Below are 18,351 nucleotides of genomic sequence, written 5' to 3'. Positions count from 1 at the left end.
ATGACCCAGCCCAAGCACGTGCCACCCGGTCAGGGCTCCAACGCCTCGGGCTTCGTCCGGCTGCGCGCCGCTGCCGACGGCCTCGATGCCGCGTTGATGGCGATCGGCGGCGTGATGCTGATGCTGTTGATGCTGCTCGTCGTGGCCGATGTGGCGCTGCGCTACCTGTTCAACGCCCCGCTGTCCTGGTCGTACGAGATGGTGTCGAGCTACCTGATGCCGGGGGTGTTCTTCCTCGCGGTGTCGCACACGCTGAAGGCGCACGGCCATGTCGCGGTCGACATCCTGCACAACCGCATGGGCCGGACCACCCGCTATGTTCTGCAGGCCGCGACCAGCGCGCTGGCTGCGCCGGTCTTCGGCCTGTGCGCGGTCGTCGCGGCGCAGCACACCTGGGGCGAGTTCCAGGTCGGCTCCGTCTCCACCAGCGGCATCGGGGCGCCGAGCTGGACCGTCAGCATCCTGCTGCCGCTGGGCTTCGGGCTGCTGGCGCTGCGGCTGGCCCTCGACGCCGCCGGCTACATCGCGACGCTGGCCTCGGGGCGCGAGGTGATTGCGTTGCCGCCGATCTCGGGCACCGAGGACCTCGGCACATGATCGCCAGCGGCGTCGTGCTGTTGTTGTTCGTGCTGCTGGCCGCGGGCATGCCGGTGGCGTTTGCGCTCGCCGTCGCCGGCAGCCTGGGCCTGTATCTGGTGGGCGGGGTGCAGACGCTGACCGGCGTGCTCGCGACGACGCCGCTGTCGACCGCAGCAACCTACGAACTGATCTCGGTGCCGATGTTCATCCTGATGGCAGAGTTCGTGATCCTCAGCGGCGTGGCCGACAATCTCTTCAAGGCGGCCGCGGCCTGGGTCGGCCGCGTGCCGGGCGGGCTGGCGATGGCCACCGCCATCGCCGGCGCCGGCTTCGGCGCGATCTCGGGCTCGAGCACGGCCTCGGCCGCGACACTGTCCTCGACCACTTTGCCGGCAATGCTCAAGCAGGGTTACGACCCCAAGCTCGCTGCGGGGGTCGTGGCGATCTCCGGAACCCTCGCGATGCTGATCCCGCCGAGCATTGCGCTGGTGCTGTACGGCATCATCGCCGACGTCAGCATCGGCCAGTTGCTGGTCGGCGGCGTGATCCCGGGCATCCTGGTGACGCTGACAATCATCGCCACGGTCTGGGTCCTGGTCACGCTCGACCCGGCCTGCGCGCCGCGCGGCAAGGCCTACACGCTGCGCGAGAAGCTCGCGTCGCTGAAGGTCGTCGGGCCGATGCTGCTGCTGTTCATGGCCGTCACCGGTGTGATCTACACCGGCATTGCGACACCGACCGAAGCCGCCGGCATCGGCGCCTTCGGTGGCTTCTTGCTGGCGGCGCTGGAAGGCAAGGTCAACCGTGCGTCGCTGATGAAGGCGCTGACCCACGCCGGCCAAGCCAGCTGCATGATCATCATGATCGTCGTGTGCGCGAAGATCTTCGGCTACTTCTTCACGCTGACGCAGGTCACCCAGGTCATCGTGCAGTGGGTCGGTGCGTTGCAGGTGTCGCGCTGGCTCGTGATGGCGTTCATCCTGTTCGGCTTCCTGCTGCTGGGCTGCGTGATGGACCAGGTGGCGATCCTGATCCTGACGATCCCGGTGGTGCTGCCGCTGGTCAAGTCGCTCGGTTTCGATCCGGTGTGGTTCGGCGTGATCGTCATCGTCGTTGCCGAGGTCGGCCTGGTGACACCCCCGGTGGGGCTGAACGTCTTCGTCGTCTCTCGCTATGCGAATCGGCCGCTGCAAGAGGTGTTCGCCGGGGTCTGGCCGCATGTCTTCAGCCACTTGCTGCTGCTCGTCGTGCTGGTGGCGTTTCCGGCGATCATTCTGTGGCTTCCGGCGCAGATGGCGCCATAGCTGAGGCCACGCTGCCTCGACAACCAAAGGAACGAGACATGTCAACGACCCTCCGCCGCCTGCTCCCGACCCTGGCCACGGTACTGTGCATCGGCGGCGCCGCTGGCGCGGGCGCGCAGACAGCGATCAAGCTCAAGATTGCCGACTCTTTCCCGGTCGGCCACTACCTGCCGAGGTACATGATCCAGCCGATGATCGATCGGCTTAAGGCCAGCCCTGCCGGCAAGGGCGTCGAGTTCGAGTATTACCCGGCCGAACAGATGGGCAAGGCCAAGGACTTTCTGTCGCTGACCCAGTCGGGCGTGCTCGACATCACCTATGTCGCGCCCGGATTCGTCTCCGACAAGATGCCGCTGTCGGTGGTCGCGGAGTTGCCGCTGAGCTTCACCGGCTCGTGCAAGGGCACGCTCGCCTACTGGAACCTCGCCAAGTTCGGTGGCCTGCTGTCGAAGAAGGAATTCGAGCCGAACGGGGTGCGCCTGCTGTTCACGATCGTGCTGCCGCCTTACCAGGTGGTCACGCGCAAGCCCTTCGCGTCGCTGAAGGACCTGGAAGGCATGAAGATCCGCGCATCGGGGTCGGCCAAGGAACTGGTGCTGAAGAAGATCAAGGCGACCCCGGTGTTGATCCCCACGCCCGAGGTCTACGAGGCGCTCTCGCGCGGCACGATCGAAGGCGTGCTGTTCCCGTTCAACAGCCTGGTGCCGTACGACATCCACAAGCTGTCCAAGACTGCGACGGTCGGTGAGAACTTCGGTTCCTTCGTGGCCAACTACGTGATCAGCGAAAAGCGCTGGCAGAGCCTGCCCGTGCCCCTTCAGAAGGAACTCACGGCGATGGGCGAAGAAACCGCCCGAAGCACCTGCGCGCAGGTCGAGCGTGACGAGGCCGGCGAGATGGACAAGGTCAAGCAGGCCGGGGTTCAGCTGGTCACGCTGTCGGCGGCCGACAAGGCCGTGGTGTCGAACGCGATGCACGAGGTTGCCAAGGACTGGGCCGACAACCTCGACCGGCGTGGTCGCGCTGGCACTGAGGTGCTCGATGCCTTCAAGGCCGGCTTGAAGTGACGCTGGCGGCGCGCCGCGGCCGCAGCTGACTCAATCGACCATGATGCCCGCTGCCTTGATCAACGGGCCCCATTTGGCGCGCTCGTTGTCGGCAAAGCTGCGCAGCCGTTCCGGGCTGCCACCAGCGGGTTCGATGCCGAGCTGCAGCAGGCGCTGGCGCGTCTCTGGCTGCGCCGGGATCTTCACCATCTCGGCGTTCAGGGTCTCGATCACCGCGCGCGGCGTGCCGAGCGGCGCGTACAGCGCGTTCCACGCTGTCATCTCGAAGCCTGCCACACCCTGCTCGGCGACCGATTTGACGCCCGGCATCAGCTCGCTGCCCTGCAGCGAGGTGATCGCGATGGCTTTGAGCCGGCCCGCCTCGACCTGCGGACGCATGGCGGTCACGGTTTCGATCGTCAGCGGCAACTGGCCCCCGATCACGTCGGTCATGGCCGCCGCCGAGCCCTTGTAAGGCACGCCGAAAAACGGTGTCCCCGCCCGCTCGCGCAGCAGCTCGAGCACGATGCGGGCGCTGGTGCTGGGCAGCGCGACGTCGACCTTGCCGGGGCGCTTCCTGGCCGCCGCGATCAGTTCGCTGACCGACGAGGCCGGAAGCGACTGGCTCGCAGCGATCACCATCGGCAACATGCCGGTCAGGATGACCGGTTCGAAATCGGCCGCGGCATCGAAGGGCATCGCGCCGTAGAGGAACCGGTTTTGAGCGTGCGTGGCGTTCGTGCCCATCGTCAGCGTGTAGCCGTCGGGCGCGGCCTTCGCGCCGGCGTCGGCACCGATGTTGCCGCCCGCGCCGGCCTTGTTCTTCGACGTAGAAGGACTGCCCCAGCGCCTTGGAGAGCTTCTCGGCGAAATGGCGTGTGGCCACGTCGGTGCCCTGGCCGGCGGGGTAGGGGACGATGATGCGCACACTGCGGTTCGGGTACGACTGGGCCGCGGCGAGCAGCGGCAGCACCGCAGCGGCGATCAGGAGCGCGCGGCGCGCGCATCGGGTGGGGTTCATCGGACTGTCTCCTTTTCTTTCTGGTCGCCGCGCGAGCGCGTCACGCCGGCGGGCGCATGACCGTGCCATTGGCGTGCAGGGCCTCGGCAGCCGCAATGTCGCAACCGAGTTCGGCCAGGATCGCGGCCGCGTGTTCGCTCAGGCGCGGCGGCAGGTCGCCCGGGCGCCCGGGCGTGGACGACAGCTTCACCGGCAGGCCGAGCGAGCGCCGGCCATGCTCGTCCACCACCATCGCGCGGTGCGCCGCGTGCGGCTGCGAGAGCGCCTGCGCCACGTCGTTGACCGGACCTGCCGGCACGCCACGGCGCATCAGGTCCGCGCACAGCGGAGCGGCCTCGAAGCCGAGCAGCGTGCGCTCGATCTCGGTGCGCAGCGCGTCGCGATTCGCCAGCCGCACCGAGCTGTCGGCAAAGCGCGGGTCGGTGGCGAGATCCGGCCGTGCCACGCACTCGCAAAAGCGTTTGAACTGGCCGTTGTTGACGACACCGAGAAACACCTCGCCGTCGGCGGCGGCATAGCGGTCGTAAGGTGCGATGTTCGGGTGCGAGCTGCCCATGCGCTGCGGGATGCGCCCCGAGTAGAACCAGTTCGACGCGTGCGGGATCAGCAGCGCCAGTCCGGTGTCGAACAGCGTCGCCTCGACGCGCTGGCCGCGACCGCCGCGCTCGCGCGCGGCCAGCGCCAGCAGCACGCCGCTGAACGCGTTGTAGCCGGTCAGGTAGTCGACCACCGGCACACCCAGGCGCAGCGGACCGGAGTCGGGCGTGCCGTTGACGCTCATCAGGCCGCAGATCGCCTGCAGTACGGCGTCATAGCCGGGCAGGCCGCCGAGTGGCCCATCGGCGCCGAAGCCGCTGACGCTGCAATGGATGAGGTGCGGGTAGCGCGACGCCAGCACGTCGTCGTAGCCCAAGCCCCACTTTTCCATCGTGCCGGGCAGAAAGTTCTCGATCAGCACATCGGCGTCGGCCAGCAGCTTCTCGAGCACGGCGCGGCCCGCCGGGCGCGACAGATCGACGGCGATCGAACGCTTGCCGCGATTCAGCGCGCCGAAGTACGCGACCTCGCCGCGTTCGTCCAGCGGCGGGCCGAAGCGGCGTGCCTCGTCGCCGTCCGGCGGCTCGACCTTGATGACGCTGGCGCCGTGGTCGGCGAGCATCTGCGCGCACAGCGGCCCGGCCAGTACGCGCGACAGGTCAAGAACCCGCAGGCCGTCCAGCGCGCTCGGCAAGGGTGTGGTCATCTCAGTACCGCCAGGCCGTTCCGAAGGGACTCAGCGCCCCTTCGGGGGGCAGCGAGCGAAGCGAGCGTGGGGGTTTCATATCAGGCGCGGCGCGGCAGTTCGACGATTCCACCGCCCAGCACCGACAACTCGTCGTCCTGATTCCGCGCTTCCTGTTCGATCTCGACCAACGCGCGGCCATCCTCGACGAACTTGCGCTTGACCTTGCCCTTGATGAACAGCATGTCGCCGGCCGGGTTGTGGCGGCGGATCTTGCAGTGGGCGCGGCGCAGGAAGCCGTCGTCGCCCATCCAGTTGGTCAGGTGGTGGGTCAGCCACGAGCTGCGCTCAGGGCCGTAGTCGTAGGCGCCGGGCGCGCCGACCTCGAGTGCGAACTCTTCTTCCCAGTGCACGCGCTCGGGGCAGTCGGGAATGCCGAAGCGGTTTGCGATGCCCAGGCCCGGGTGCGCGTCGATCAGCTTCCATGCCAGCTTGTTGGCGCGGATGTACAGGCCGCCCCAGCCCTGCGCGTAGGCGATGAAGCCGGTCACCGTCATCGGGCCCTTGAACATCACCGGCAACTCTTCGCCTTCAATCACGTCTTCCCAGTAGCGCTTGCTGGCGCCGCGCACCGGCTCGTCGCGGTACAGCTGGTAGGCCTGCGCGAGTTCATCCTCGGTGTAGCGGCGTGGCGGGCGGGCCTTGACCTCGGTGTACTTGGTGCCCTTCTCACGCGCGTGATTGCGCTCGGTGCGGAAGCACCAGGTGTCGGCACTGGCGATCGGATCACCCTGCTGGTTAAAGAAGTCGACGTGGTAGGTCTGCTGCACCGCGCGGCCGGCAAAGCGGGTCTCGTGCACCGTCAGGTCTTTCAGCCGCACCTCGGTGCTGATCTCGTCGTTGCGGCGCACCGGCTTGTGCCAGTTCCAGTCGGCCCCCGACCACATCGCGTGCACGCCGGGCAGGCCACCCACATAGCCCGACACGATGCGGTCGGTGGCGTACAGGAAGCTCGGCAGCGCGACGATGCCGCCGTACTGCGTCTTCGCGGCGTAGTCGGGGTCGCACCACAGCGGGTTGTCGTCGCCGATGCCGTGCGCGTAGTGGCGGATGTTGTCGCGCGTGGCCTCGTGGCACCAAGGCTCGACGGTGCTGCCGATCTTGACACCGATGCGGCGGCGCAGGTCGTCCAGCCCTTGTTCGGTGATCTTCGGGAACTCGCGTTCGGTGGTGTTCGACATGGTGTCCTCTGTCTGGGCGAAAGTGGTCAGGCGGTGGCGGGGCGGCTCGCGAGCAGCTCGCGCTCGCGCAGGATCTTGCGGTTGACCTTGCCGGCGGCGGTCTTGGGCAGTTCGCCGACGAAGGCCATCTGGCGTGGGTATTCGTGCTGGCTGAGACGGCTGCGCACCAGCTCCTGGATCTCCTGCGTGAAGGCCGCATCACCGGCCCGTGCAGAGACGACGAAGGCCTTGACCACCTGGCCGCGCAGTTCGTCGGCGACGCCGATTGCGGCGGCCTCGTTGACATCGGGGTGCTTCAGGATCGCGTCCTCGATTTCGACCGCGCTCATGGTCCAGCCGGCCGAGATGATGGTGTCGTCGGCGCGGCCGCCGTGGAAGAAGTAGCCGTCGTCGTCGACGCGGCCCAAGTCCTTGGTGGCGATCCAGTGGTCGCGCCGCCAGACCTTGAGTTCGCCGGTCACGCCGGGCGGGCAGGGCCGGCCCTGCGCATCCTGCACCTCGACGCGGCCGCCCGGCACGGCCTTGCCGAGCGAACCCGGCTTGAAAACGAAGTCCGGCGCGCCGGGGTAGCCGACCAGCACCACGCCGATCTCGGTCGTGCCGTACATGCTGCACGCGGGATGGCCGAAGGTCTGCTGCACGAACGTGGCGGTCTCGCTGTCCATCGGTTCGCCGGTGAACGACAGCTTCTCGAGCGCGTAGTGATAGCGTGGCGCGGCGTTCGAGCGCCGGATCATGCGGTAGTGCGTGGCCGCGGCCGCGAGGTTGGTGAAGCGGTGTTCGGCCAGCGCGCGCAGCAGCCGCTCGGCATCGAAGCGGCCGGCGTAGGCGCCAATCGTGATGCCCAGCGCCAGCGGCGCCAGCGTGCCGTGCCACAGGCCGTGTCCCCAAGCCGGCGACGACGGGCAGAAATAGCGGTCGCCGGGGCGCAGCCCGATGCCATAGAGCGCCGCCACCATCAGCGTGACGATGGCGCGGTGGCTGTGCTTGACGGCTTCGGGCAGTTCGCGCGTGGTGCCCGAGGTGTACTGGAAGATCGCGAGGTCGTCGGCGCGAGTACGGGGCTCGTAGTGTGTCGGGAGGGCCGCCAACGCCGTCGACAACGCCGCGTCCGCCACGATCACCTGCACGCCGGTCAGGCCTTCGCATTGCGGCGCCTTCTCGGCGTTGGTCACGAGCAGGCGTGGTGCGCAATCACCGACCCGCAGGCGGATGCCGTCAGGCCCGAACAGCGTGAACAGCGGCACCGCGATCGCGCCGCACTTGATCGCGCCGAACAGCGCGGCGTAGAACGCGAGCGAGGGCTCGAGCATGATCGCGACACGGTCGCCGGGCTGCACGTCGAGCGCCTCGAAGTGGTGGGCGAAGCGCGACGATGCTTGTGCCAGCTCGGTGAAGCTCAACGATTCGTCGCGCCCGTCGGCGTGGGCGACGATGACGGCGGTGCGCCCGCCGTCGGTGCGGGCGTGCCGGTCGATGCATTCGTGCGCGATGTTCATCCGCTCACGGTCACCGTCGAACAGCTCCCACAGCCGCGCCGAGGAGAACTGTCCCTGAGCGTCCGAGAAACGCAGCGTGTCAGTGAGCCTGGGCATCGTTCGGGTGGGAATCGCGGGAGAAGAATGCCACTATCTAACAATCGTTAGTTATTGTCAAATGAGACTGATGATTGTCCTAATACAATGGCTTCATGGCGAAAACACCGGCACCCACCGCACCTGTCGAGACGCCGCGCGAGCGCGCCGTGCCGGCCGTCAGGCGCGCGGCAGCGGTGCTGAGACTGCTCGCGCAGACGCCCGAACCGATGGGCGTCAACGCGATTGCCCGCGCGCTCGGCCTGGTGCCCAGCACCTGCCTGCACATCGTGCGTGCACTCGTCGCCGAGCAGTTGCTCAAGGTCGACCCGGCGACCAAGCAGTACGGGCTGGGGATCGGCCTGCTGCCGCTGGCGCGCGCGGCGGTCGGCCACAGCGGGTTCTCGGCCACCGTGCAACCCGAGCTGCGGCGCCTGTCGAGTGGCTACGGCGTGACCGCGATCGGCATCGAGCTGGTCGGCCTCGAGCACATGATCGTCGTGGCGTTGTCACGGGCCCAGTCGCTGGTGAGCCTGCAGGTCGACATCGGCAGCCGCTTCCCGGCGCTGATCAGCGCCACCGGGCGCTGCGTCGCGGCGTTCGGCGGTCATCCGCGAACGGAAATCGAACGACGATTTCGCTCATTGCGCTGGCAGAACGCCCCCTCGCTGCCGCAGTGGCGGCGCGAGATCGATCAGGTGCGACAGCAAGGTTACAGCATCGACCGCGGCGACTACATCGGCGGTGTGGTCATCGTTGCGGTGCCGATGCTCGGCATGCGCGCGCTGACGCACAGCATCGCCGCGGTGGGCCTGGCCGATCAGATCGACAACGCGACCGCGGTCGAACTGGCCAAGGACATGCAGGCGTCGGCGCGCGCGCTGGCGCATTGACACCCGTTTGCGGGCCGGCTCGTCGCGCAGTCATCAACAGGCCCCGAGCGCAGCGTGCCTACCGCGCGACGTAAGGCCGATCCTTGCCGAGCAGCAGCTCGTGGTGCCCTCTCCCGGCCGGAATCATCGGAAAGCAGTTCTCGTCGGCCGTGACGTGCACGTCCAGAAGGAACGGACCTTCGCACGCCAGACACTCGGCGATCGCGGCGTCGAGTTCCGCGCGGCGATCGACGCGGCGAGCGCTCCAGCCGAAGGCCTTGGCCAAGGCGACGAAGTCCGGCAATGCCGCGGTGTAGCTGTGGCTGTAGCGTGCGCCGTGAATCAACTCCTGCCACTGCCGAACCATGCCCATGTAGCCGTTGTTCGACAACACAATTTTGACCGGCGTTCGGTGCTGAATCGCGGTCGACAGTTCCTGGATGTTCATCAGAATCGAGGCGTCGCCGCTGACGCACACCACCAGCCGATCCGGATGGGCAATCTGGGCGCCGATGGCCGCGGGCAGTCCGTAGCCCATGGTGCCTGCGCCGCCGGAGGTGAGCCAGCGGTGGGGGCGCTCGAATCGAAGGTGCTGCGCGGCCCACATCTGATGTTGTCCGACATCGGTGGAGACGATCGCGTCGCGCCCTTGAAGGGCGGCCTGCAGCCGTACCATCAGGGCCGGTGCGGCGATGGCTTCGGGTGTGTCGACGTACGCAAGCGATTGTTCGGCACGCCATCGGCCGACGCGCGACCACCAGGCGTCGAGTCGCGCGGGCGCCAGATCACGCGGGCCCAGCGTGTCGAGCAGCGCCCGCAGCATTCGCTCGCAGTCGCCCACCAAGGGCACGGTGGCCCTGACGACCTTGTTGATCGAGGTCGGATCGACATCGATGTGGACGATGCTCGCGCTTGGGCAGAAGGTGTCCAGCGTTCCGGTCACGCGGTCGTCGAAGCGCGCCCCGACACAGACGACGAGGTCGGCGTGGTGCATCGCGAGGTTGGCCTCCAGGGTTCCGTGCATGCCCAACATGCCCAGCCATTGCGGGTCCGACGCGGGAAAGGCGCCCAGGCCCATCAACGTGAGCGTGCAGGGCATCGACGTGCGCCGAACCAGTTCCGCGAATGCGGCGCAGGCACCGGTGCCGGAATTGATCAGCCCGCCTCCGCCGTAGACGACCGGGCGCGCCGCCTTGGTGATCAGATCGACCGCGTTGCGCAATCGCCCCAGAGGCAACCCGCCCGCGACGGGGGCCGAAACGGCGCGCCCGCGAATCGCGCTGCCGGCGTGCGCCGGCCCCGCGGGCAGCGGATGCAGCTGCACGTCCTTGGGCACGTCGACCAGCACCGGGCCCGGCCGTGCGCCGGCGGCGATCGCGAACGCCTTGCGCAGACTCGGCACCAGCGCCTCGACCTTGCGCACCTGCACGTTCCATTTTGTGACGGTGCGCGAGATGCCCAGCGCGTCGCACTCCTGGAACGCATCGGTGCCGATCGCCGTGGTGGCCACTTGGCCGCTGATGCAGACCACCGGCACCGAGTCGCAGAACGCGTCCAGCAGCCCGGTGGTGGTGTTGCTCATGCCCGGGCCCGATGTCACGAACACGACGCCGACCCGGCCGGTCGTGCGTGCATAGCCTTGCGCTGCATGCACGGCCGCCTGCTCGTGGCGCACTAGCACATGTCTCAACCGAGGCCTGGAATGCAGCGCATCGTAGAGCGGAAGCACCGCGCCGCCGGGGTATCCGAAGACCGTGTCCACCCCGAGTTCGAGCAAGGTCTCGATGATCGCGTCGGCACCATTGCGTACCGTCATGGCCACGGCGCCCCCGGCGGCGTTCAGGCACGTCTCGTGCTGGCGCGAATGCGCTGGAGCCATGGGTTCAGCTGCTCTCGGCGATCAGCCGGTTTGCCTCGGCGCGCACCGCCAGCGGTATCGCCACCGACTTGCGCGCGGCCAGGTCGAAGAACAACGCGGCCACGACGATTGTCGTGATGAGTTCGCCGCTGGCCGAATCCAGAACGTAGTGAACCAGGTGATAGACCTTGTCGCTCAGCGCGAGCATGCCGCTGCGGATCTCGACGGCTGCGCCGGCGCGCATCGGCCGGTGGTACGAGATGTCGTAGTCGAGTGCCGCCGATCCGAGCCCGCTCGCGAACAGTTCGGCGCGGTCGATCTTCATCGCCCGGAACAGGTGGGTGATGGCGTCGTTGAAGCGCGCGATGTGTGCGCGCGGCGGCGCCATGCCCCCGGAATCACACTCCCAGGCCTCGACCGAGCCGCGGTAGGTGAGCAGCAAGCGATCGAGCTGCCGTTGTGCTGGCGGCAGGTTCGCCATCGGCGCTGGTGGCTGGAGTTCCGGCAGTTCACCCGCGAGCGTGGCGGCGACGGCCGCCACGTCGTCGGGCCAGGGCAGGGGCGTCGTGCGGTCCCGCGCGACCCAGCGCAGGCGCGTCTCGAACGCGGCCGATTCGATGCCGGTCTCCTGGTTGACCATGCGGCTGGCGATGTCCAGTGTGCCGTCGGCCGCCACCGCGCGAATGCCCGAACGAATGAAATAGATGTCGCCGGCGCGCAGTTCGCGCTTGAACAGCGCGCGGTCGGTGGCCGGCATCAGGCTGGCTTCGACGCTGCGCAGGCGTGACGGCGGCAGGCCCAGACGAGCCGCCAGATGGGCTTGCGCATCGCTGGCCTTGGCCAGGTAGTACTGCACGTTCAGGTGGCCCCACTGGTCGCACTCCCAGGGGTTGATCGCGCCGCGGCCGGTGATGAAGCTCGGCGCGCTCACAGCGTCTCCTCCGCCAGCAGGCGCGCGCGCGCGCAGGCCAGCACGGCCGCATCCAGCGGCGCCGAGCGGCGCGCGTCGAGGTCCATGTTGACGGTGAACACCTTGGACGTCATAACCACCTGGCCGGTCTCGATCTTGGTAAGCCGGTGAAAGAAGGTGATCTTGCGTTCGCTGGCTTCGAGCACGCCGCTTTCCATGCGCAGCAGGTCGCCGGCCAGCGCTTCCTTCAGGTAGGCGATCTCTTGTTTGACGGCGGCCGGCGCCTGGCGCCGCTCGCGGATGAAGGCCGGTGTGATGCCGATCGACGTCATCACGTGCCACGCGGCGTCGGAGACCTTGGCCACGTAGAACTGCACGTTCATGTGGCCGAGGTGGTCGCATTCCAGCGGCGACACGCGGCCCAGGTAGGTTTCGACGAGCAATGGGTTCTCCCTGGCAATGCCGGTGGGTGGCGACGCGGCATTCACTCGGGCTTGATGCCCGCCGCCTTGACTGTGGCGGCCACCGACGACATCTCGGCCCGATGCAGCACATGGAGCGCTTCCCCATCCGCCGGCCGTGGCTCGAATCCGATGGCCCTGATCTTCGCGCCGATGGCCGGGTCCTTCAGGATCGCGAGCAGTTCGCGACCGAGCTGGCCGGCGATGTCCTTCGGCACGCCTGCGGGCGCGTAGAAGGCCACCCAGGCGGTGTATTCCATGCCCTTGACGCCTGCCTCGACGGCGGTCTCCAGTTCGGGCTCCAGCGGCGAGCGACGGATGCCGGTCTGCGCCAGCGCACGCAAGCGCCCGGCGCGGATATTCGGCTGACTGCTGGACAGGGGCTCGCACACCAGGTCAAGTTGGCCTCCCATCAGGTCGGTCAGCGATTGCGCCGATGACTTGTAGGGCACTCTGAGCACATCGATGCCCGCTGAGGCCTTGAGGAGCTCTGTGCACAACTGGGCAGAACTGGTGCCGGAGCCGTAGCTGAGCTTGCCTGGACGCGCCTTGGCTGCGGAGACGAACTCCTTCAGCGTTTTGTACGGAGAGTTGGCCGGTACCACGAAGACGAAAGATGCGTCGGCGGCGAGCGCCAGCGGCACGAAATCCTTCAGCGGATCGACCGGGAAGTTTGCGTAGAGAAAGGCATTTGCTGCCATCGTCGTGTTCGAACCGATGAGCAACGAGTGGCCGTCGGCCGGCGCCCTCGCGGCGGCCACGACGCCCAACGTGCCGCCGGCGCCAGCACGGTTGTCGGCGATCACCGTCTGGGCCAGTCGCTCGCCGAGCGATTGCGCCACCAGCCTGGCGATCGCATCGGTGCTGCCGCCAGCCCCTTGAGGAATGATCATCTGGATTGGCTTGGACGGCCAGGCCTGCGCTTGCACCGACGCCAGCGGCGCGAACGTGAACAAGGCCGCGAGAGCGAGACTGCACTTGCGAGATTTCATGGATGGCTCCTTTGCACTAGCATCAATGTGAGAGAGGTTCGGCGCTGTGTGCGCGGCGCGGGCCTCGAAAACACCGCCGTCACGGCAGTGCCCGCAACGAATGAGGCCGTTCCGGCCTCGATACAGGAGAGTTCATGGCCGAAGCTGCCGTCCTTGTGACCACCCGCGATCTCGTCTGCGAGATCACGCTGAACCGACCCGATCATCGCAATGCGATGTCGCCCGAGATGCTGGCGCCGTTTCAGCAGGTCATCGATCGCGTCAAGGGCGACCGCGACATCCGCTGCGTCATCATCACCGGCAACGGCACGAGCTTTTGTTCCGGGGCGGACTTTCGCAGCGGCATCCTCGACCGCGGCAACGAGCAGCCGCATGACGCCTCGTTCGGCATCTACCGGCCGTTCCTGACGATCCTCGAGGTCCAGGTGCCGGTCATCGCGGCGATGAACGGCCATGCGATCGGCGGCGGCTTTGGCCTGGGCTTGGTGTGCGACATCCGAATCGCCAATCGCGACGCACGCTACGGCGCGAACTTCGCGCGCTTGGGCATCCACTCCGGCATGGCGATCAGCTACCTGCTGCCGCGCATCACGAGCGTGCCGCGCGCCGCCGAGCTGCTGTTCACGGGGCGCGTGTTCTCGGGCGCTCAGGCGGCCGAGATGGGCATCGCCAACCACGCCGTCGAGCCCGATCAGGTGCTGCCGAAGGCGCGTGAACTGGCCGCCGAGATCGCGGCGTGCGCGCCGGTGGCGGTGCGGATGATGAAGCGCTCGCTGTACCGTGGCCTCAACTGGGACCCGCGCAGCGCCGGCGAAATCGAGGCGTTCGCGCAATCGCGCACGCTCGAGATGGCCGACGCGAAGGAAGGCGTGGCGGCCTTGCTCGAAAAGCGCGAGCCGAAATTTCGCGGCGTCTGATCGCAACACGGCCGCGGTCATCGCGCCGAGCCTGGTCGAGCAAGGTATCTCGCGCACAGGCTCACCATCCGCCGAACGACAGGCCGCCGTTGACGCTGACGGTCTGACCGGTGACCTGCGATGCGGCGTCCGACGCGAGGAACGCAACCACGCCGGCAACCTCGGCGGCGTTCGGCGCGCGGCCCTGCGGGAAGCGTTCGAGCGCCTTCGAGAACAGGCGGTTCTCGAAGCCGGGCTTGGAGAAGATGCGGTCCCAAGCCGGTGTGTCGCTGGTCAGCGTCAGCGCGACCGCATTGACGCGGATGTGCCAGCGCGAGAACTCGCGTGCGAGCGCCTTCGTCATCAACAGGATGGCCGCGCCGGTTGCGCCGATGATGGCCTCGCCCGGGGTCGGATGGCGCGCCGCGTCGGTCGTCACCATGATCACCGAGCCGGCCCCGCGGGCACGCAGCGCGGGCAGCGCCGCATGGACGGGAAAGATGCGCGGATAGAGCCGTGCATTGAAGGAAGCCTCGATCTGCGCGGCCGTCATCTCGGCAAACGGCGTCGGGCCGAGCGCACCGGCCGCACCGGCGCTCACGAGGATGTCGAGTCCGCCGAGGCGCCGAACCGTGCGCTCGACGACGCCCACCATCGCGGCATGATCGCCGGCTTCGGCGACCTCGTAGGCAGCCTCGGCGCCGATGCCGCGCAGGCCGTCCAAGGCCTCTTCGCCGTGCGCCGGGTCCCGTCCGGTCACGATCACCTGAGCGCCTTCTCGTGCCAGGGCCTGCGCCACCGCATAGCCGATGCCGCGCGTGCCGCCGGTGATCAATGCGACCTTGCCCTGCATGCTGTTCTCAGTTCCTGGCGGCGTCGGGCGAAGTGGCGCCCGCTGCAGCCATCGCCGCGATCTCGGCGGGAGTGAATCCGGCCTCTCGCAGAATCTCGCCGCTGTGCTGCCCGAGCCGCGGCGCCAGCCTGTCGATGGCGAGCGGCGTGCGCGACCAGCGCGACGGCGGCCGCAGGCTGACCACGGTGCCCTCGGTCGGGTGCTCGTGGTGCTCAAAGAAGCCGACCGCCTTCAGGTGCTCGTCGTCGAGCAGCGACTCGAGCGTGTGCAGCGGGCCGGCGGGAACATCGGCCTTCTCCAGCAGTTCCAGCCACTGCGCCGTGCTGCGGGTGCGAAAGGTCGCCTCGAGGAAGCCATAGACCTCGGCCGAGTGATCGGTGCGTGCCTGCAGCGTCGCGAAGCGCGGATCGTTCATGCGCTCGGGTTCGCCGATGCTTTCGAGCACGGTGCGCCATTGGCGGTCGTTGATGATGAACGTGCAGAGGTAGCCGTCCGAGGTACGGAACGGGCGCCGGTCGTGGCTCAGGTGGCGCGGGTAGCCCGGCGGCCCGAGCGGCGGCTCGAAGCTGGCGCCCATCAGGTGGTCGCCCAAAACGCCCTGCACCAGCGATTCGAACATCGGCACCTCGATCGATTGGCCCTCGCCGCTGCGCAGCTTGTGCACCAGCGCGCCGAGCACCGCGTTGACCAGCGAGATGCCGGAATAGCGGTCGGCCATCGCCATTGGGATGTAGCGAGGCCCTTCGGCGCCAGCGCGCTCGAACAGGCTCGGGATCGCCGCCATGCCCTGCATCAGGTCGTCGAGCGCGGGCTTCGCGGCGTAGGGGCCGTCCTGGCCGAAACCGACCGCTCCAACGTAGACGATGGCCGGGTTCGCGGCGGACACGGCTTCGTACGACAGACCGAGCCGCGCCATCGCCGCCGGCCTCACGTTGTAGACGAAAATGTCGGCGTTCGCGGTCAGCCTGAGCACCGCATCGCGCCCGGCGGGCTGTTTCAGGTCGAGCACGATGCTGCGCTTGTTGCGGTTGTTCTGCTGGAAGATGCCGCCCATGCCGGGGCTGCGCGTCGGGCCGATCGCGCGCACGAGGTCGCCTTCGACGGGTTCGACCTTGATCACGTCGGCACCCATGTCGCCGAGGATCTGCGTGGCGAACGGGCCCATCAGATAGCCGGTCAGGTCGAGCACCCGGATGCCGTGCAGAGGTGTCATGGCGGGCTCGTGTCCGCAGGGTGGGGCCGGATCATCATCGGCTGGTCGCGGCAACGATGGCTTGCCAGGCGCCGGGCGCATCGGCATCGCGCAAGGCCTGCACCAGTTCGCGCGCCCAGTAGGCCTCGGCGCCGTGCTCGTCGCGCCAGGCCAGCATCCGGCGAGTGCTTTGATGCAAAGGGTGTTCGGCGGTGACGCCCATCGCGCCATGAAGCTGGTGCGCGATCCGGGCGCACAGGCCCGCGGCCTCGCCGGCACGCAGCTTGGCCGCCGCCATCGCCGCCACCGACCAGGGGCCGTGGCCGGTGCGCGCCGCCGCTTGGACCGCGACGCGCACGGCCGCGGTCTCTTCGGCGAGTTGCGCTAGCTGGTGTTGCACCGCCTGGAACTGGCCGATGGCCCGGCCGAACTGCACGCGCTCGCCGGTGTAGGCCAGCGTCAGCGCGAGCACGCGGCGGCAGGCGCCGGCGATCTGCGCGGCGCGCAGCAGCGCGGCACGGCCGAGCACGTCGGCATGGCGCAGCCCCGGCAGGGGCCGGCACGTCACGCCGGCCACGTCGAGTTGCGAGTCGGGCCGCGAGACCTGGTCGCGCGCGTCGCCGGCCGGTGCGCGGTCGAGCGCGGTCGTGTATGAATCGTTCGGCAGGTACAGCAGCCAAGCCTCGGCGTCGTTGCCCAGCCCGACCAGCACGAGCCCCGCGCTGCGTGCCGCCCATGGCACGTTGCGCGCCTCGATCGCGACGCGGCCTTGTCGATGCGCTGCGGCCAGATCGACCGTGCCGCAGGCAAAGCTCAGCGGCCCGGCCACGGCGGGCAGGCCGGCGCGGTCGAGCAACCAGCCGGCGAGCACGGTCTCGGCCACCGGCAGCGGCACGTTGAATTCGCCGGCGCGTTCGAGCAACGTGCAGGCGTCGGTCCAGTCGCCGCCTGCACCGCCGCGCTCTTCGGGCACCAGCAGCTGTGCGGGCGTCAACGCCTCGAGCGCCGACCACAGGGCCTGCGGCCAGCTGCCGGATTCGGCGCTGGCGACCACATCGGTCCCGCAACGCTGGGCGAACAATCGTTCGGCCGCTTCGGCCAAGGGGCGGGCGAGGTCGCTCATTTTCCTTGCAGGTTCTTCGCGATCATGTTGCGCAGCACTTCGTTGGTCCCGCCGCGCAGGTTGTAGGTCGGAGACAGCGGCAGCGCGTCGGCCATCAGCTGCGCGAGTGCTTCGTCGCCTGCCACGCGCTCGTCCGCCACCATCGCCTCGCGCACGATCTCGATCGCGTCGCGCTCGAAGTTCGTGCCCAGGTCCTTGACCATCGCGGCCTCGATCGCCGGCGACTGGCCGGCGCCGAGCGCACCCCAGACCCCCAGGCTCATGTTGCGCAGTGTCATCAGCCGCGCCAGCAGACGGCCGGCGGCGATGTCGCCCACGGCAGCCGGGCCGGCCAGCACGAGCTGCAGGCAGCGTTCGACCAGCGGCATCGTGCTGAGGAAGCGCTCGGGGCCGCTGCGTTCATAGGCCAGCTCGCTGCTCACCTGCTTCCAGCCGTCGCCGGCGTTGCCCACCAGTCGCTCGGCCGGCACCTGCACGTTGTCGAAGATCACCTCGTTGAAGTGGTGGCTGCCGTCGAGCATGCGAATAGGGCGGATGGTCACGCCCGGGGCCTTCAGGTCGACGATGAGCTGGCTCAGTCCGGCATGGCGTGCCTTGGGGTCGGCCGGCGCGGTGCGGCACAGCACGATGGCGTAGTGGCACAGGTGGGCGCCGCTGGTCCACACCTTGCGGCCGTTCAGCACCCACGTGCCGCCGGCCAGCTCGGCGCGGCTGCGCACCGACGCCAGGTCGGAGCCGACATCGGGCTCGCTCATGCCGATGGCGAAATAGGTCGTGCCGGCGGCGATGCGTGGCAGGAATTCTTGGCGCTGCGCCTCGCTGCCGAAGCGCATCAGCAGCGGGGCGCTCTGGCGTGCCGCGATCCAGTGCGCGCCGACCGGGGCACCGACGGCGAGCAGTTCCTCGTTGATCGTCAAGGTGTCGAAGGCGCTGCCGCCGCGACCGCCGTACTGGGTTGGCCAGTGGTAGCCGATCCAGCCACGCTCGCCGAGGCGGCGGCTGAAATCGGGCGCCAGCCCTTCGGTCCAGGAATCACACCGGGGCGTGAAACCGCCGGAGGCCAGTTCGCCGGCGATGAATTCGCGTACGGCGCCGCGCAGGCTCGTGGTCGCGGCGCCGATGTTTGGGAGTTCGAAATCGGGGTTGAGGAACAACATGGGAATACCGGGGAAGCGCGGCACCGAGGGCCGCCCGCATCATGCACCGA

17 protein-coding genes are annotated in these 18,351 nt (G+C 68.5%); 5 read left to right on the top strand and 12 right to left on the bottom strand.

The window, feature by feature from the left end; translation table 11 throughout:
• The 3 genes from ACWH49_RS00950 to ACWH49_RS00940 are packed head-to-tail and all read left to right on the top strand — an operon-like array spanning position 1 to position 2,950.
• On the top strand, positions 1-597 hold the full coding sequence (locus tag ACWH49_RS00950; RefSeq protein WP_448169743.1) for a TRAP transporter small permease subunit: 597 nt from the start codon (positions 1-3) through the stop codon (positions 595-597).
• Positions 594-1,883 (top strand): TRAP transporter large permease, encoded by a 1,290-nt coding sequence (locus tag ACWH49_RS00945; RefSeq protein WP_448169742.1) that lies wholly within the window; start codon positions 594-596, stop codon positions 1,881-1,883. The genes ACWH49_RS00950 and ACWH49_RS00945 overlap by 4 nt, the downstream gene beginning before the upstream one ends.
• Before the next feature lie 38 nt (positions 1,884-1,921).
• Entirely contained in the window at positions 1,922-2,950 is a 1,029-nt protein-coding gene (locus ACWH49_RS00940) for a TRAP transporter substrate-binding protein (RefSeq protein WP_448169741.1), read from the top strand.
• Between the two features lie 30 nt (positions 2,951-2,980).
• On the opposite strand, the gene ACWH49_RS00935 is transcribed toward ACWH49_RS00940, so the two are convergent.
• The 4 genes from ACWH49_RS00935 to ACWH49_RS00920 form a co-directional block, all read right to left on the bottom strand.
• Complete coding sequence (locus ACWH49_RS00935) at positions 2,981-3,859, bottom strand: Bug family tripartite tricarboxylate transporter substrate binding protein (RefSeq protein WP_448169740.1); 879 nt, start codon at positions 3,857-3,859, stop codon at positions 2,981-2,983.
• Positions 3,860-3,990: 131 nt separating this feature from the next.
• Complete coding sequence (locus ACWH49_RS00930) at positions 3,991-5,193, bottom strand: CaiB/BaiF CoA transferase family protein (RefSeq protein ID WP_448169739.1); 1,203 nt, start codon at positions 5,191-5,193, stop codon at positions 3,991-3,993.
• Between the two features lie 80 nt (positions 5,194-5,273).
• Complete coding sequence (locus ACWH49_RS00925) at positions 5,274-6,413, bottom strand: FAS1-like dehydratase domain-containing protein (protein WP_448169738.1); 1,140 nt, start codon at positions 6,411-6,413, stop codon at positions 5,274-5,276.
• A gap of 26 nt (positions 6,414-6,439) precedes the next feature.
• A complete protein-coding gene (locus ACWH49_RS00920; RefSeq protein ID WP_448169737.1) occupies positions 6,440-8,008 on the bottom strand; it encodes an acyl-CoA synthetase in 1,569 nt (522 codons plus the stop codon).
• A 95-nt stretch (positions 8,009-8,103) separates the two neighbouring features.
• Between ACWH49_RS00920 and ACWH49_RS00915 the strand changes: the two genes are divergently transcribed.
• The gene (locus ACWH49_RS00915; RefSeq protein ID WP_448169736.1) at positions 8,104-8,880 is read left to right on the top strand and encodes an IclR family transcriptional regulator; all 777 of its coding nucleotides are present in this window, start codon (positions 8,104-8,106) and stop codon (positions 8,878-8,880) included.
• A gap of 58 nt (positions 8,881-8,938) precedes the next feature.
• Here ACWH49_RS00915 and ilvB read toward each other — a convergent pair whose 3' ends face one another.
• The 4 genes from ilvB to ACWH49_RS00895 are packed head-to-tail and all read right to left on the bottom strand — an operon-like array spanning position 8,939 to position 13,080.
• A complete protein-coding gene (ilvB, locus tag ACWH49_RS00910; protein WP_448169735.1) occupies positions 8,939-10,738 on the bottom strand; it encodes a biosynthetic-type acetolactate synthase large subunit in 1,800 nt (599 codons plus the stop codon).
• A gap of 4 nt (positions 10,739-10,742) precedes the next feature.
• Positions 10,743-11,648: an acyl-CoA thioesterase gene (locus tag ACWH49_RS00905; RefSeq protein ID WP_448169734.1), complete on the bottom strand. Its 906-nt coding sequence runs from the start codon at positions 11,646-11,648 to the stop codon at positions 10,743-10,745.
• Positions 11,645-12,070: an acyl-CoA thioesterase gene (locus tag ACWH49_RS00900; protein WP_448169733.1), complete on the bottom strand. Its 426-nt coding sequence runs from the start codon at positions 12,068-12,070 to the stop codon at positions 11,645-11,647. Before ACWH49_RS00900 ends, ACWH49_RS00905 begins: the two co-directional genes overlap by 4 nt.
• 41 nt (positions 12,071-12,111) lie before the next feature.
• Entirely contained in the window at positions 12,112-13,080 is a 969-nt protein-coding gene (locus tag ACWH49_RS00895) for a Bug family tripartite tricarboxylate transporter substrate binding protein (protein ID WP_448169732.1), read from the bottom strand.
• 134 nt (positions 13,081-13,214) lie between these two features.
• On the opposite strand from ACWH49_RS00895, the gene ACWH49_RS00890 reads away from it, so the two are divergent.
• Positions 13,215-13,997 carry an enoyl-CoA hydratase/isomerase family protein gene (locus ACWH49_RS00890; protein WP_448169731.1) on the top strand — a complete coding sequence of 261 codons (783 nt, stop codon included), beginning with the start codon at positions 13,215-13,217 and terminating at the stop codon, positions 13,995-13,997.
• Between the two features lie 61 nt (positions 13,998-14,058).
• Here ACWH49_RS00890 and ACWH49_RS00885 read toward each other — a convergent pair whose 3' ends face one another.
• The 4 genes from ACWH49_RS00885 to ACWH49_RS00870 are packed head-to-tail and all read right to left on the bottom strand — an operon-like array spanning position 14,059 to position 18,301.
• Positions 14,059-14,829 (bottom strand): SDR family NAD(P)-dependent oxidoreductase, encoded by a 771-nt coding sequence (locus ACWH49_RS00885; RefSeq protein ID WP_448169730.1) that lies wholly within the window; start codon positions 14,827-14,829, stop codon positions 14,059-14,061.
• 7 nt (positions 14,830-14,836) lie between these two features.
• Positions 14,837-16,042 (bottom strand): CaiB/BaiF CoA transferase family protein, encoded by a 1,206-nt coding sequence (locus ACWH49_RS00880; protein ID WP_448169729.1) that lies wholly within the window; start codon positions 16,040-16,042, stop codon positions 14,837-14,839.
• Positions 16,043-16,076: 34 nt separating this feature from the next.
• The gene (locus ACWH49_RS00875) at positions 16,077-17,144 is read right to left on the bottom strand and encodes an acyl-CoA dehydrogenase family protein (RefSeq protein WP_448169728.1); all 1,068 of its coding nucleotides are present in this window, start codon (positions 17,142-17,144) and stop codon (positions 16,077-16,079) included.
• Positions 17,141-18,301, bottom strand: coding sequence for an acyl-CoA dehydrogenase family protein (locus ACWH49_RS00870; RefSeq protein ID WP_448169727.1), 1,161 nt, complete (start codon positions 18,299-18,301; stop codon positions 17,141-17,143). The genes ACWH49_RS00875 and ACWH49_RS00870 overlap by 4 nt, the downstream gene beginning before the upstream one ends.
• Positions 18,302-18,351: the final 50 nt, after the last annotated feature.

It is taken from the genome of Rhizobacter fulvus (assembly GCF_964020785.1).
This window is presented reverse-complemented; position numbering and strand designations above follow the sequence as displayed.